Here is a 14,610-nt window from a genome sequence, read left to right as displayed (position 1 = left end):
TTGCTCCCGCATCCCATGAAGCCCATGCCCTTCGCTCGTCTGCGTGCCCGCCTTGCTCAAACCTTGGCGCTTGGCGTCGCAATTGCCGGCCTAGCGGCGGGAACCGCTGTCGCCCGCCAGGAGTCGATCCCCTCGATCAGCATCGACAGCGCCCCGATGCTGTCGCCGCAGGACGCCCTGGCCTCGAGCGCCTACGCCACGTTCACGGCCGGCGCGGCCGCGCCGCGCTCTGAACGGGTCAAGGTGCTGGCCAAGTCGTTCGCCGGCAGTGCGGCGCCGCTGGTCGAGATCGACAACTACCTGCGCACAAGTATCGAGGTGGTCCCGCAATTTGGCCTCAAGCAAGGGGCGTCAGGCGCGGCGCTCAATCGCAAGGGCACGCCCTTCGACATCGCCATGCTGATGGTGGAGTTGGTGCGCGAGAACGGCTGGGAGGCGCGCTATCGGCTGGGGACGGTTGATCTGTCGCCGGTCCAGGCGGCCGGCTGGTTCGGGGCGGGCGACGCCAAGACCACCTGCCGAGCCCTGCGCGAGGGCGGGTTCTCAGGGCTCGTCAACGGCAGTCGCGACTGCGAAGCGTTGAGCGGCGCGGTTGCCAGCGTGCAGGTGCTGCAGGCCTGGGTCGAGGCGCGTGTCTCGCCGAGCGCGGCCTGGCAGGCCTTCGATCCGGCGTTGCGGACCGCTTCGCTCGCGCCGGCCAGCATGCCGGCGCTGTCGGCCCTGGCGCCGGTCAATGTCGCCACCCTGCTGGCGGCCGGCGGCTCCACCGGAACCGACGCGGCCACTGATCCCAGTGAGGCGCCGATCAGCAGCGCCTTGCAGACCGCGGCGATGGCGGCCTCGGCCAGCCTGCGCGCCGAAGCGTTGGCGCAGGTCAGCTCGCGCGCCCTACTGGGCCTGCCCGAGCCGGACATCGCCTATGACCGAACCTCCGGCGCGGGCTTGACAGGCCATACGGCGCTTTCCCAGCGAACTTCCGAATGGGCCGAGATCCCGCTTGAACTGCGCACCCGCTTGCGGGTGGAGGTACGCGCGTCCGGTGCGGCTGACACCGCTGCGGCCATCCTCGACTGGAGTGGCGACGCCACGGGGATCGGTGAGACCGGCCTGCTGGTCCTGGACCTGCAGTCGTCGGGCTCGAACGCGACGAGCGGGACCTCTGTGTCGCCTGAGGAGCTGCGCACCGCCGAAGGGCGGCTGTTGCTGGCCAATGCGAGCAACACGGACGGCCAAGCGCAGGTTGTCCGCCTGAGCGTCAACCACCCCTATGCCGCGCTTAGCGGCGCGCTGCACGACCAGACGACCTCGCACGCGGTGTCGCTCTACACGCCGATCGGCGTCAGTTTTGGGCTCGGCGCCGGCGGGTTCGATGCCGTATCGGCACAAGAGGCGCGGTTTTCGACGGACATCCACCGTCAAAAGCAGATTTACAATTTCGCGAACGGCACGTTGCAGACGCCCGCCTATCAAGAGCAGTGGCTAAGTTGCCTTGCTAAATACATTCAAGATATAGGCGCAAGCCAAGCTATTTATAGGATGGAGGAGGACGACGAAATTCTTGGATACATGCTGATCAGCGATGGTGGGCGTGTTAACATGGAGTTTGATTGGTGCCTGAATTCATTATTTAATCAAAATGCGGACGCCGATCTTCAGAATGCCACCGTTTCGGCGCAACTCCCCACCATGCAGCGCTTCACTGCCCGTTGGCATGCGGGGCTGAACGCGATCGCGGCGACCTATGGCAAGGCGGCCGGCGGGCAGGCCCTGGTCCACCACTCGGTCGGGGTGCTGCGGGTCAATCGCCGCTTCAGCCAATCGTCCTCGCCGTTCGATGACACCTTCGTGGCCGATATGCAGGTCGAGGCTTCGCTTGCCGGCGGGACCAGCACCGCGTCACGGCAAGCCTTCGCGATGGGCTTTGGCCTGGCGGCGACGACCTTGGAAGGGGCGATCACCCAGCAGATCGGCGATGCGCCGGTGGCGACCTCGCCAGGCGCCGTCTATGCCGGGTACGTCCGCTCCAGCGACAGCAGCAAGCAGCTCCTGCGCCTGACCCCGACCAACGTTGCTCAGCAGGCGGCGCTGCTGCAGGACACCCCGGCCCTGGTGGGCGAGATTGCGGAGGTCTGGACGACGTTCGCGCCCAAGCGCAATGCAACTGGTCTTTCCGAGTTCAACGTCCAAGCCAAGCCTGGGACGAGCAACTCCATCGCGCTCAACAGCCCCAAGGGGCGGGCGGCGTTCATGCTCGCCTATGCGATCGATGGGGATCGGATTTCGGTCGCGCCGCTGATCACCATGGGTGATGGCTTGATCAAGGGCTCGTCGCTGAAGCTGCCGACCATCGCAGCCTATACGCCCTCGACCGAGGAAGCGCTCGGCGCCAAGTACGATCCGGCACGTTCGTTCGGTTCGGTCGATCCGGTCAGCGGCGAATTCTCCGCCGAGGTCACGGACCTTGCCATCGGTCGCGGCGAGGAGCCGTTCGGTTTGTCCCTCAAGCGTAGCTACACCTCGTCTGACACCAGCGGGGCACAGCCGCTGGGCTGGGGCTGGACGCATAGCCACGAAATCCAGGCCAGGATCACCTCGGACCTGACCGGGGCCCTAGGCGAGAAATCGCCGCGCGCCGCGCCGGCGACCTTGGCGGCCGCTAGCGCCACCATCGCGCTGCTGGAAGCCGAGGTCTCGCCGCGATCGATCTCGGCGGCGCTGCTGGTGCAGAACTGGTGGGGCGAGCAGCTCTACGACAACGCCGTCAATGTCACGCGCGGCAGCGGCTCGGCGAGTTTTTCGCGTCTTCCGGACGGGAGCTATCTGGCGCCCTGGGGCTCGCCGCTGGAACTGACCGTGACGGGGGCGGCGGCCCTCTGCCGCCAGGTCGACACTCCGATGCTGCTGCCCGGCGGTTATTCCGACAACGCGGGCTTTGAGTATCGCGACACCTTCCTGGCCTATGACGGGACCTGCCCGACCGGCGCGACCACGCTGCGCGCGGGCGCAGGGGCTGTGGCGATGAGCCTGAAGCATCGCGACGACGGCTCGCTTGAGCAGTTCAATCTGGGCCGGGCCTCTTACGCCTATGGTTCGCCCGACGTCAGCAATGCGCCGACCCTGTTCCCCGACGGCATCGCCACCGCCGAACAGGGCGTGCGGCGCGGCAAGAGCGTGGTTTCCTGGCCGCTGGCCGGTCAGGCCTGGCCCGACGGCCGCAGTCTGACCTACGCCTATGACGCCAGCTACGGCACGCTGACCAGTGTCAGCGCCTCGACGGGCTATCGCCTCGACTTCACCTACGGCGCGCCTGATGCGCTGTTCTCCTGCGCGGCGACCTCGGCGCCCACCATCGCCGACAAGCACTCGAGGCTGACGCGGGTGGCCGACAATACCGGCCGGGGCGTGGACTATTACTACCCCCTGTCGTCCTGCGGGGCCTTTGGCCTGGGCTCGGTGTCCGACGTCGAGCAGAAGGTGACGACCTATCGCCTGGGCGCGAGCGTCAACGTCGCCGCCGCCGACTTCTGGGGGGCGGTCTCGACCAGCGGCCTGCAGTTGCAGGGCGTGACCCTGCCGGGCCAATCGAGCGAATTCACCTCCATCGGCTATCGAGGCATCGGCGGGGTGGCGCAACTGTCCAAGGCCAGTGGCGGCGTGTTCGACTACGCGGTGGCGGGCGGGGTCAGCGCCACGCGCCGCCCTGACGGTGGACGCTCGCTGCAGGCCCAGGCGCCGTTCGGCGGCGGCTGGGCCCTGGATCCGGCGGCCGGCGCGGTTTCGACCTCACGGGCTAACGCCCTGGGCGCGACCTTGGAAAGCGCCCTGACCGACGTGGCGTCGGGCTACGTGCTCTCCCGCTCGGCCTCGACCTATGATCGCCTGGGTCGCCAGACCCGATCCGAGGAGATCGCCGCCCAGCACAGCATCGTCGGCACGACCTTCTCGGAGGCCTCGCTGGTCACCCAGACGGCCTATGGCGATGCAGCCTGGCCGTTCTCTGCGACCAGCGTCACCGATCCGCGCGGCGCGGTCGAGACCACGGCCTATCATGCGACCTTCGGCAAGCCGGTCAGCGTCGCCGGGCCACTCGGGGCCCTGCAGACCATCACCTATGGAACCTCTGGGGCCAGCGCTGGCCTGCCGACCGAGGCACGCCAAAAGATCTCCAGCACTCAGGACCAGGTGACCACCTTCGCCTGGACGGCGACGGGCGCGCTGGGGAGCCTGACGCTGGATCCGCAAGGCGTGAACGCCACGACGACGCTCGCCTATAACACCCTGGGCGACGTCACCTCGATCGCCGGCCCGCTGGGTAACGGCGATGTCAGCTACTATACCTGGACGCCGTCACGGAAGCTGAGCCGGCAGGTCTCGCCGCCGGCCAACACCGGCAAGTTCCCGACCCTGCAGGTCGCCTATACCGACGATGGCGAGGTTAGCTCGGTCCGCAAGGGCGTGGCCACCGACACCCAGGGCGGCGGCTTCGCGCTTTCGGCCGAGACCGCCTATGTCTACGACGCGGGCCGCCGGCGCATCCGCACGACCAGTCCCGCCGGCGTGACCGAGGCCAGCTACGATGGCTTGGACCGGGTGGTCTGCGCGGCGGTTCGGATGAACCCGGCGACCTATGCTGGTCTCACCGGCCAGGCTTGCAGCCTGACGACGGCCGGGAGCTATGGCGCGGACCGCGTCACCCAGACCCTCTACGACCTGGCCGGCCGCAAGACGTCGGTTATCGAAGCCTTGGGCACGGCGCGCCAGCGCACTTTCGAGACCTACGGCTACGAGGCCGACGGCAAGCCGCGCTGGGTGGAGGACGCCAACGGCAACCGCACCACCTACACCTACGGCGCCTTCCGTCGCCTGGTGCAGCAGAACTACCCGTCGACCACTCGCGGGGCTCACGCCTCCAGCACGACGGATCTCGAGCAATACAGCTACGATCCGAATGGCAACCGCATCGGCTGGCGCCTGCGCGACGGGTCGATCATCGACTATGCCTATGACGCCTTCAACCGGATGACCGGCAAGAGCGGGGCCAAGGTTCCCGGCGTCACCTACGCCTACGACCTGGCCGGCCGCCCGACGGCGACGTTGTTCTCGGCCAGCGGATCCGGGGTGACCTACGGCTACGACACCGCCGGACGGCAGGTGACCGAGACGACCTTTGGCCGCACGGTGACCTACGGCTATGACAAGACGGGCAACCAGACGCGGCTGACTTGGCCGGACGGCCAATACATCGTCAACACGGTCGATGCGGCTAGCCGGCTGAAATCGGTGGCGCTGACCACCAACAGTCCGTTCCTGACCTACGGCTTCGACGATTTGGGGCGGCGAACCTCGGGCGTGTTCTGGAACGGTGCGTCGACGAGTTGGGGCTTTGATACGGCCGACCGTTTGACCAGTCTGGCCCACGACCTGCCCGGAACCGGTCAGGACGTGACGTTCGGCTTTGGTTACAATCCGGCCGGCCAGACGGTGAGCCAGACGGTTTCCAACAGCGCTTATGTCTGGGCCGCGCCCAGCACGAGCCTGGCGGCCACGGCCGATGGCCTCAACCGCGACGCGGCGATCGTGGCGATCGGCGGCGGCGACTGCGGGGTTTCGAGCAAGGGCTATGACTGCAACGGCAACATCACCAACGATGGGGCTGGCCGCACGTTCGGGTACGATGGTGAGAACCGGCTGACCAAAATGACCGGGCCGGCCAGCGCCAGCCTGGAATACGACCCCCTGGGACGACTGTCCAAGAGCACGATCAACGGGACCGTCACCCAGTTTCTCTATGCCGGTGACAAACTGGTGGCCGAGTACGACGGTTCAGGGGCGATGCTACGGCGCTACGCGCCTAGCTATAGCGTCGACGAGGCGGTCCTTTGGTGGGAGGGGGCGGGAAACAACGACCCGCGCACACTGCACGCCGACCGCCAGGGCTCGGTGATCGCCGCGGCGACCCCGAGTTCGGCCACGGTCTATACCTACGGTCCATACGGCGAGCCGGGCGACAACTGGGGGACGGGCAGCCGCTTCCGCTACACGGGCCAGATCGCTCTGCCGGAGCTGAAGCTCTATCACTACAAGGCCCGGGCCTATGATCCGGCGCGGGGCTGGTTCCTACAAACTGACCCCATCGGCTATGAGGACGACCTCAACCTCTATGCCTATGTAGGCGGGGATCCGCTGAACAACAGCGATCCGAGTGGTGAGTGTAAAAAGTCAAGCCGCATTTGTGAATACATTGTGCGAGCGGCGCACGTGCCTGCCAATATGATTATGCATGCTGCGTATGAGGTTCGGGATACTGCGATTTCTTTCAGTCGTCTCGTGTCCGGTAGGGGCACGATGGATGATTTCAACACGGTTTCGCGCAATGCCGCCCTCACCTACGGAGGGATCGCGGCCGAAGCAGCAATAGCGGAGGCAACCACCGTAGATGCCTTGATTGTCTGGGCACCGAAGCGCGGTTGGACGGTTGGCGATGACGTCTATACTCTCACAGCTAGCGGCAGGGTCCCGTCTTGGTCCACGGTGCGCCGTCGCTTTTGGAAAAATGAGGCGGCAAGCGCGACTGCAGTTGAAAGATACGGCGCGGAAAATGTCAGCAGAATGCGTTCCGGCAGAGCTCCGCAACGGTATAATCCAGACAAGCACGATCTGGAATCAATGGAGCTTAGTCACGAGCCCGTGCCGGCCCGGGATGGGGGGCGGGAATTTGTACCTCGATGGCCTCAGGATCATGCCGCTAGAGATCCTTACAGGCGGCCAGGATATTGAAATATGACACTTGCCTTACAGTTCCAAGCAGCGCGAACCAATTGCATTGATATTGGCGGTGTTGAGGTTTTCAGTCTCTACGAGATTGATCTCTATGGAGTTTTGGTGATTCAGGTTAACATAGAATCTTTTGACGAAAATCTGGATCAAGGGATTCGCCTAAAAGCGAGTGCGGGGGAGGTGGAAATTAACGGCGAATCGATGAGGGAGGCTGAAATATGGACAAGTACGGCACCGTCTAAGTTTGAAATAAGAGTAAAATCTTCCGCACAAAAAGGTATTCTCAAAATTTGGAATTGCTGGAAGGTCAATGGTGTAACTCAGGCCTGGGTTGGCAATGCAGGTATGGTGGTTAACGCATCGGGGCGACTAATTTTGTTCAATTGTAGTCCGGGTGTCGGGGAGTTTTTGCCTGCCCGCTTGAGGTTCAGCATGTTACTTGAGCGGGTAGAGTAGTATTGGCTAAAGCTGTTTTGGATGACTGAATTTGATTGGCCGCTCGTGATGTTGACGCGGTTCCTATGTCTCATCCATAATGAGAGCGTTTGATTGTTTTGCGTTGCGGTCTGGTTGAGTTGTGAAGGGGTGCGCGGGGCCATGCTTGCCCTGTGTTCAAGCGTTTTCTGTACCGGCCCGAGGTCATACATTATGCGGTGTGACTCTATTTCCGCTTTACGCTGAGTTTCCGGGATGTCGAGGAGCTGCTGGCCCAGGGGGGGGGGAGCTATGAGGCCGTCCGCTGCTAAACGATCAAGTTCAAGCCTTAGATCGCCAGAAATCTCAAGCGCCAGCTTCCGGTGCCATAATCGCGTTGGCTTCTGAACAAAATGGTCTGTAAGGTCGACAAGGTCTGTAAGGTCGACAAGGTCGACCGCAGGCCTATGTAATTGTGACCTGCCGTCGATAATCAAGGCGAGATTCTGAGCTTAGCCACGCAGCGCCGCCGCGCACGGCCGCCGCATTGAAGCTGCTCAAGCGCGTGCAGCGCAACCAATCCGTCTAGCCGATGTTGATTACCACCGCCGGCCTGGGTTTCTAAACGGCCGCGCTGTGGTAACTCACTTGCTTGACTTCTATCGTCTCGGTCGATTGCGCGAAAAGAACCGCGCCGAAAATTCGCACCGGCCGATCCTAAGGCGTGAGCGTATTCAGTTCCTGAGCTTAAGCTCAGCTCCACATTGCGCGAGTTTCGAAATGAAGCTCTGCAAGTCTGGAGCGCGGCGGTCGCGGCCTGACCGGCGGCCCCATATGCAGGGGCTGCGTTCACCCAGATTAACCTGATGGTCCCGACGGCGCTGCCCCAAGCCCGCTAGAAAGTGGGGCCGTAAATGGGGCCAAGCAAAGTGCGCGTGGAATTTTCAAGAAAATACAAAGACTTTCAGAAGGCAGTGGCGGTGAGAGAGGGATTCGAACCCTCGATAGAGTTTCCCCTATACACGCGTTCCAGGCGTGCGCCTTCAACCACTCGGCCACCTCACCAGCGCACTTCGAGTCGGGGGTGGTTGAGACCCCCGGCGCGGGAAGGGGCGCAATATACTCAGGCAGCGACTCGTAGCAAGCGCCGTTACGGGGTGAAAACAGGCCTGCGACGACTTATATCGGGCCTCGAGAAACTCCCGCCTCCGAAAGGCCCCGTCCCATGCTGTTCAAGAAGCTCCTCGAGATGCCGACCGTCGACACCGCCCTGCCGGGTCGCGAGGCCGCCATCCCGACCGCCGACGTCCATTTCATCAACGGCCACCCGCTGAAGGGCCCCTATCCGGATGGCCTGGAGACGGCGGTGTTCGCCATGGGCTGCTTCTGGGGCGTCGAGCGGGTGTTCTGGCAGGTCCCGGGCGTCTACGTGACCGCCGCCGGCTACGCCGCGGGCATCACCCCGAACCCGACCTATGAGGAGGTCTGCTCGGGCCGCACCGGGCACACGGAAGTCGTGCTGGTGGTGTTCGACCCCAAGGCCGTCACCTACGAGACCCTGCTGAAGACCTTCTGGGAGAACCACGACCCCACCCAGGGCATGCGCCAGGGCGGCGACATCGGCACCCAGTACCGCTCGGGGATCTACCCCACCAACGACGCCCAGGCCGCCGCGGCCGTGGCGTCGAAGGAAGCCTATCAGGAAGCCCTGTCGGCCAAGGGTCTGGGCGCGATCACCACCGAGATCGCCGCCGCCGGTCCGTTCTACTTCGCCGAGGACTATCACCAGCAGTACCTGGCCAAGAACCCGGGCGGCTACTGCGGCATCGGCGGCACCGGCGTGACCTGCCCGATCGGCGTGGGCGTCGAGGCCTGATGAGCCCGGAGGCCTTCCACAAGGCGGCCATGGCGCTGCCCTCGGCGACCATGACCGTCCAGTGGGGCGACGACCAGGTCTACAAGGTCGGCGGCAAGATGTTCGCCGTCATCGGGACCGGCGTCACCCACGGCGGCGGCGCCTCGTTCAAGGTCTCGGACGTCGCCTTCGAGGTGCTGACCGAGACCGGTCGAGCGATCCCCGCGCCTTATCTGGCTCGGGCCAAGTGGGTGAAGCTGGAGGACCTGGGCTCGTTCGACGACGCCGAGGTGGCCGATTGGCTGAAGGCGGCCCACGCGCTGATCGCGGCCAAGCTGACGAAGAAGGCCCGGGCGGAGCTGGGGTTTTAGCTCCTGGAACCTCCCCGTGTGGGGGAGGTGATCGCGAAGCGATCGGTGGGGGGAGTGACAGCGAAATCTGCCAAGCGCGGTTGAAGCTGAAAACGTCCCCCCACCGGCCTTCGGCCGCCTCCCCCAGAGGGGGAGGACCCTTTCCTAAATCCGGTCCTCCGGCGGATCGCCCGCCAGACCCCGCATGTGCGGCCCGTGCACCACCGGCTGGCGCTCGAGGATCTGGCGCACCTTGCGCACCGCCACCGAGGCGCGGCTGCGGCGCTGGCGCCAGACCAGCAGCACCAGGGCCCCGAGGCTTGCGGCCAGGAAGGCGTAGGGACCCAGCAGCCAGGCCGCCGCCGCCAGGGCGAAATAGTAGCCGCGCACACCGGCGTTGAAGGCCGACAGGGCCGGGTTGAGGATGCCGCCGGCGGCCTCGGCGTATTCGGCCAGCACGGACGGCGAGGCCCACATCGGCGTCGCGCCGATCGCGGCCAGGCAGTAGTTCATCTGGCGCAGCGCCCAGATGAAGTCGAGCAGCCCCCGGGCCAGGGTGAACAGCACCAGGCCCAGCTTGACCTGGAACATCCAGGGCGCGGTCTTTTCCAGCACCTGAAGGCCCTCGACGCTCTTCAGCGCCGCGTCGCCGCCGAACAGCACGCCGGCCGCCGCCGCGATCAGGATCAGGTTCGACGAGGCGAAGAAGCTGGCCGAGTTGATGGCGTGGCCCAGCAGCTGGCCGTCCAGCAGGGCGACCTCGCGCACCGCCATCTCGGTCATCCACCGGCGGCGGATCACCGTCATGTCGGTGTTGATCAGGTTCTTGCCCTGTCCCAGGCGCCGCAGCAGCGGCTCGTAGAACAGCCAGGCGAAGACGAAGAGGCTGAGGGCCAGGATGTCGAGAATCGGCATGGGCAACGCTGTTGGGGAAACGGGAGTCGACGACAGGGGATATCGGGGCGAGCGCCGGGGTCAATCCTCGGCGATGAGACTATGTCTTGCGGTGTCACGCAGCAGGATCGAGACCACCAGCCCCACGGTCATGATCGCGGCGACATAGAGGTAGAAGCCGCTCTCGATATGAGCGTGCTTGAAGGCCAGGGCGACCATCTCCGCCGTGCCGCCGAACAGCACGTTGGCCACGGCGTAGGGCAGGGCGACGCCAAGCGCGCGTACATGGGCGGGGAACAGCTCGGCCTTCACCACGGCGCTGATGGCGGTATAGGCCGACTGGAAGGTCATGCCGGCGACGATCAGGCTGAGGGCGACCGGCACGGAGTCGGTGGCGGCGATGCCGCTCATGATCGGCCAGATGGTCAGGGCCCCGCCGGCGAAGGCGGCGATCAGCATCGGCTTGCGGCCCAACCGGTCCGACAGCCAGCCCGACAGCGGCTGCAACAGCATGAAGACGATCATGCTGATGGCGCTGATCTCTGATGCTTGCGCCTTGTCGAACCCGGCCGTGTTGACCAGGAACTTCTGCATGTAGGTGGTGTACACGTAGAAGGTCAGCGAGCCGCCGGCGGTCAGGCCCATGATCATCAGGGTCTCGCGCGGGTGGCGGCGCATCAGCGGCGCGATCAGGGTGGCGAAGAAGCCGACCAGGAAGACGCCCGCCAGCACCTGCGGGACGAGGCCGGGCGCGGCCAGGATCCAGCCGCCGGCCGCCAGGGTCAGGCCGAAGAACAGCAGGGCGATGTTGCGCTGGGCGGCGCCGATGCTTTCCGCCGGCTTGTCGGCGGTCTTGAACGAGACGCTCTCGTCCAGGCCCCGCCGGATCCAGAACACCACGACGGCCAGGGCCGCGCCGATCACGAACGGGATGCGCCAGCCCCAGGCGGCTAGGTCCTCCTTGGCCAGGGTCCGTTGCAGCACGATCAGCACCGCCAGGGCGATCAGCTGGCCGGCGATCAGGGTCACGTAGTGGAAGCTGGACCAGAAGCCGCGATGCCGCTTGCCGGCCATCTCGCTCATATAGGTGGCGCTGGCCCCGTACTCGCCGCCGACCGACAGACCTTGCAGCACGCGGGCGACCAGCAGCACGGCCGGCGCGAACAGACCGATGGTCGCGAAGTCCGGCGTCAGGGCGATGATCAGGGCGCCGGCGCACATCAGCGACACCGACACCGACAGCGCCGCGCGCCGTCCGGCCCGGTCGGCGTAGTGGCCCATCAGCCAGGCGCCGACGGGACGCGCCACGAACCCCAGGAAGAACACCGCCGCCGCTTGCAGCAGCTGAACGGTCTGGTCGCCCTTGGGGAAGAAGTGCGGCGCGAAATAGAGGGTGAAGGCGGCGTAGGCGAACCAGTCGTACCATTCGACCAGATTGCCGGCCGAGCCGCCGAGGATCGCCCGCGCACGGGCCGAGGCGCTCAGCGAGGGCGCAGGCTGTTCCTGCGGCGCGACGGCGTCGGTCATCCTTGGCTTCCCCCAGTCGGCCTCCTTCCCTGGTTGGGGGCCGTTGAGAGGGACCTTAGGCGAAGACGCCGCCGCGCTCCAAGCGGGCTTTGAGAGGCGTCAGATCCTGCCGATGAGCACCAGGATGATGATGATCACCAGCACGAGGCCCAGACCGCCGCTGGGGAAATAGCCCCACGAGCGGCTGTGGCCCCAGGTGGGCAGGGCGCCGATCAGCGCCAGGATCAGGATGATGATGAGGATCGTGCCGAGCATTCGGGTCTCCCAGATGGCCGGGCGATCCGCGTTCGGAACGCCTCGGTTTCGGGGGAGGGAATGCAACCCGTGCGGCGACGGTTCCGCCTTGGGGTTCCGCCCTGGCTTGGGCGGTCAGCCGCCGGCGGCGTCCTCGGGCTTGCGCAGGCCGTTGGCCCACAGGGCCCCGATCACCGCGCCCTTGACGCGCGGCAGCAGCAGCAGGGTCAGGCCGGCCAGCGGCAGGATGGTCAGCGGCGCAACCAGCCACGGCGAGGCCTGCCAGATGAACGGGAACAGCAGCAGCGGGGCTACGAACAGGTGGCCGATGATCAGGATCGTGAAATAGGCCGGGCCGTCGTCGGCCGGATAGGCGGCCAGGTGATGGCCGCAGACCTCGCAATCGAACTCGACCTTCAGATAGCGTGAATAGAGCCGCCCCTCGCCGCAGTTGGGGCAACGGTGGCGGACGCCTCGCTTCATTCCGGTCAGGACGCTGGGGACGGGTCGGTCGGTCATGGCGTCCATATGGCTCCGGCGCCGCTTTGTGCAAATAGCACTTTCGGTCGCATGTGCGCTTTGGAAGCAGATATTGCGCCCTTGAATGGGCGATCTCCGAAAGAGTTCATCCTCCGCGTTCATCGCGCGCGGATGAACTGTTCGGCAGGGTTAATGAAACGCCGCTTCCGGTTAAGCTTGATATGGTGAACGATGTCGCTGGAGTTTACTTGCCGCGACGATGGCAAAACTGGCGCGTCATTGCGGCCAGTATGTGGCGCGCGTCGCCCGAGGCGGCGCGCGCCGGATCTGCTGCTGTGAGCGGAGCCTAGTGCTTGGCGTCGCTGGCGGCGCCGGTGACGGCGCGGCCGGCGGCCGAGACGTCACGGCCCACGCCTTCGACGGTGTTGCAGGCCGAGACCAGCAGGGCGGCCGCGGCGGCGGCCAGGACGACGAACTTGCGCATGGGAAATCTCATGGTGGGAGGGCGCGCGGAGCTTAACCGCCCCGCGCGCGGCTTCAAGGTCGAGTTTCCGACGGAGGGATCAGCGCCGAAAGATCAGCGCCAAACAATCAGCGAATGCGGCGGATCGAGCTGACGCGGTCGTTCATCTCGCCCGAGAACAGGCTGATGTCCGACGAGATCCGCCAGCAGCGGCCGCGATAGTTGATGTCGTCGCACAGCTCCCATTCGCCGCGGCCCACCCGGATGGCGGAGGCGCGGTCGTTGAAGCCGAAGGCGCCCAGGTCGGCGATGTCGCCGTCGACGTTGACGGCGCGACCCCGGTAGCCGGCGTCCTCGAACAGCACGGCCTGGCCGCGTCCGCCGCCCCCGGGACCGCCAGGACCGCCAGGACCACCCGCGCCGCCGAAGCACACCAGGCGGCCGTTCTGGTTGGTCATGTCGCCACGGCATTCGGCGCTGGCGCTGGTCCAGTTCCAGCGGCCGCGATCGTCGCGGCACTGGGCGGTGAGCTCACGGCCGCGAACCGAGGCGTCGCGGCAGCTTTCCAGGTACGAGCCGCGCGGCAGGGTGCCGGGGCGGCCGCTGCCCGACAGGCAGGTCAGGCGGCCGTTCTGGTTGGTCATGTCGCCGCGGCAGTCGGCGCTGGCGGTGCTCCACACCCATTGGCCGCGGTTGTCGCGGCACTGGGCGCTGATCTCGCCGCGGCGCACCTGCACGTCGCGGCAGCTGTCCTGGTAGGAGCCGCGCGGCGTGTCGGGACGGCCGTAGCCGCGGTCCTGGGCGGCGGCCGGGGCGGCCACGGCGGCGAGGGCGCCGGCGGCGGCGATGAGGGCGAGGGCGGCGCGCATGGCGAAGTCTCCCGGTTCTGGCGGCCTTTCGCCGCCCGTTGTTCGTTGAGGCCAAGCTAGCCGCAACCGCCGTGAACGCCACCTGAATGGCGCCCATCCTGGGTTTTCATGTCCGAAAATTCACGTGGCGGGGCTTTTCGCGGCGCCTTGAGAAGGCCGCGCTTGATGGCCATTGTCGAGCTCATGCGCGCGCTCCTTCCCGCCCTTCCGATCCTGGCCCCGATCCTGGCTGTCGTCGCTTCCTCGGGGACCGCTCTCGCCCAGTCGGCCCAGCGGCCCGAGCCGACGCCGGTCTCGCCGGTGACGGTGATGCCGCCGACCCTGCCGCCGAAGGTGACCGCCACCTGGCCGGCGGCCGGCGAGGCCGTGGCCCCGGGCGTCCTGGTGCTGAAGGTCGCCTTCGACCAGAAGATGACGCCGTTGGCCTGGAACTACGGGCCGGGCGCCGGCGGCGAGCGGCCCGAATGCGTGCGCGCCCCGCGCCTGCTCAACGACGGCAAGACCTTCGTGCTGCTGTGCCGCACCAAGCCCGGCAAGAGCTATGCGATCAGCTTCAACGCCGTGCGCGAGGGCGGTTTCGCCAACGAGGCCGAGAACCCGGCCCTGACCGCCCAGCTGGCCTTCACCACCAATACCGCCACCTCGGTCTACACCCTGAAGACGGCGATGAAGGCGGCCGGGCTGAAGGACGACGAGGCCCCGATTCAGGAAGCGCCGCCGGTGACGCCCGCCGCGCCGTAGGCGCGG

General features: G+C 66.2%; 11 protein-coding genes and 1 tRNA gene. 5 read left to right on the top strand and 7 right to left on the bottom strand.

What is annotated here, in order from left to right:
• The first annotated feature begins 24 nt into the window (after positions 1–24).
• The gene (locus AC07NS_RS23535; protein ID WP_494607212.1) at positions 25–6,777 is read left to right on the top strand and encodes an RHS repeat-associated core domain-containing protein; all 6,753 of its coding nucleotides are present in this window, start codon (positions 25–27) and stop codon (positions 6,775–6,777) included.
• A gap of 3 nt (positions 6,778–6,780) precedes the next feature.
• On the top strand, positions 6,781–7,233 hold the full coding sequence (locus AC07NS_RS23530) for a hypothetical protein (RefSeq protein WP_494607210.1): 453 nt from the start codon (positions 6,781–6,783) through the stop codon (positions 7,231–7,233).
• A gap of 933 nt (positions 7,234–8,166) precedes the next feature.
• On the opposite strand, the gene AC07NS_RS23525 is transcribed toward AC07NS_RS23530, so the two are convergent.
• Positions 8,167–8,256, bottom strand: a tRNA-Ser gene (locus AC07NS_RS23525).
• Positions 8,257–8,416: 160 nt separating this feature from the next.
• Between AC07NS_RS23525 and msrA the strand changes: the two genes are divergently transcribed.
• Entirely contained in the window at positions 8,417–9,067 is a 651-nt protein-coding gene (gene msrA, locus AC07NS_RS23520) for a peptide-methionine (S)-S-oxide reductase MsrA (RefSeq protein WP_494607208.1), read from the top strand.
• Positions 9,067–9,417 (top strand): MmcQ/YjbR family DNA-binding protein, encoded by a 351-nt coding sequence (locus AC07NS_RS23515; protein ID WP_494607206.1) that lies wholly within the window; start codon positions 9,067–9,069, stop codon positions 9,415–9,417. Before msrA ends, AC07NS_RS23515 begins: the two co-directional genes overlap by 1 nt.
• Before the next feature lie 144 nt (positions 9,418–9,561).
• Here the strand turns inward: AC07NS_RS23515 and AC07NS_RS23510 are convergent, their stop codons facing one another.
• From AC07NS_RS23510 to AC07NS_RS23485, 6 genes are all read right to left on the bottom strand, one after another.
• A complete protein-coding gene (locus AC07NS_RS23510) occupies positions 9,562–10,311 on the bottom strand; it encodes a DUF599 domain-containing protein (protein ID WP_494607204.1) in 750 nt (249 codons plus the stop codon).
• Between the two features lie 60 nt (positions 10,312–10,371).
• Positions 10,372–11,817, bottom strand: a complete 1,446-nt coding sequence (locus tag AC07NS_RS23505) for an MFS transporter (RefSeq protein ID WP_494607202.1) — start codon at positions 11,815–11,817, stop codon at positions 10,372–10,374.
• Positions 11,818–11,916: 99 nt separating this feature from the next.
• Positions 11,917–12,072 carry a DUF3309 family protein gene (locus tag AC07NS_RS23500; protein ID WP_058347217.1) on the bottom strand — a complete coding sequence of 52 codons (156 nt, stop codon included), beginning with the start codon at positions 12,070–12,072 and terminating at the stop codon, positions 11,917–11,919.
• Positions 12,073–12,186: 114 nt separating this feature from the next.
• Entirely contained in the window at positions 12,187–12,579 is a 393-nt protein-coding gene (locus AC07NS_RS23495; RefSeq protein ID WP_110118488.1) for a DUF983 domain-containing protein, read from the bottom strand.
• A 298-nt stretch (positions 12,580–12,877) separates the two neighbouring features.
• Complete coding sequence (locus tag AC07NS_RS23490) at positions 12,878–13,015, bottom strand: entericidin A/B family lipoprotein (protein ID WP_487289039.1); 138 nt, start codon at positions 13,013–13,015, stop codon at positions 12,878–12,880.
• Between the two features lie 107 nt (positions 13,016–13,122).
• Positions 13,123–13,863, bottom strand: coding sequence for a beta/gamma crystallin-related protein (locus AC07NS_RS23485; protein ID WP_494607199.1), 741 nt, complete (start codon positions 13,861–13,863; stop codon positions 13,123–13,125).
• Positions 13,864–14,046: 183 nt separating this feature from the next.
• Here AC07NS_RS23485 and AC07NS_RS23480 point away from each other — a divergent pair, with 183 nt between their 5' ends.
• On the top strand, positions 14,047–14,604 hold the full coding sequence (locus AC07NS_RS23480) for a hypothetical protein (RefSeq protein WP_494607197.1): 558 nt from the start codon (positions 14,047–14,049) through the stop codon (positions 14,602–14,604).
• Positions 14,605–14,610: the final 6 nt, after the last annotated feature.

The organism is Caulobacter sp. GW821-FHT10A10 (genome assembly GCF_059415745.1).
This window is presented reverse-complemented; position numbering and strand designations above follow the sequence as displayed.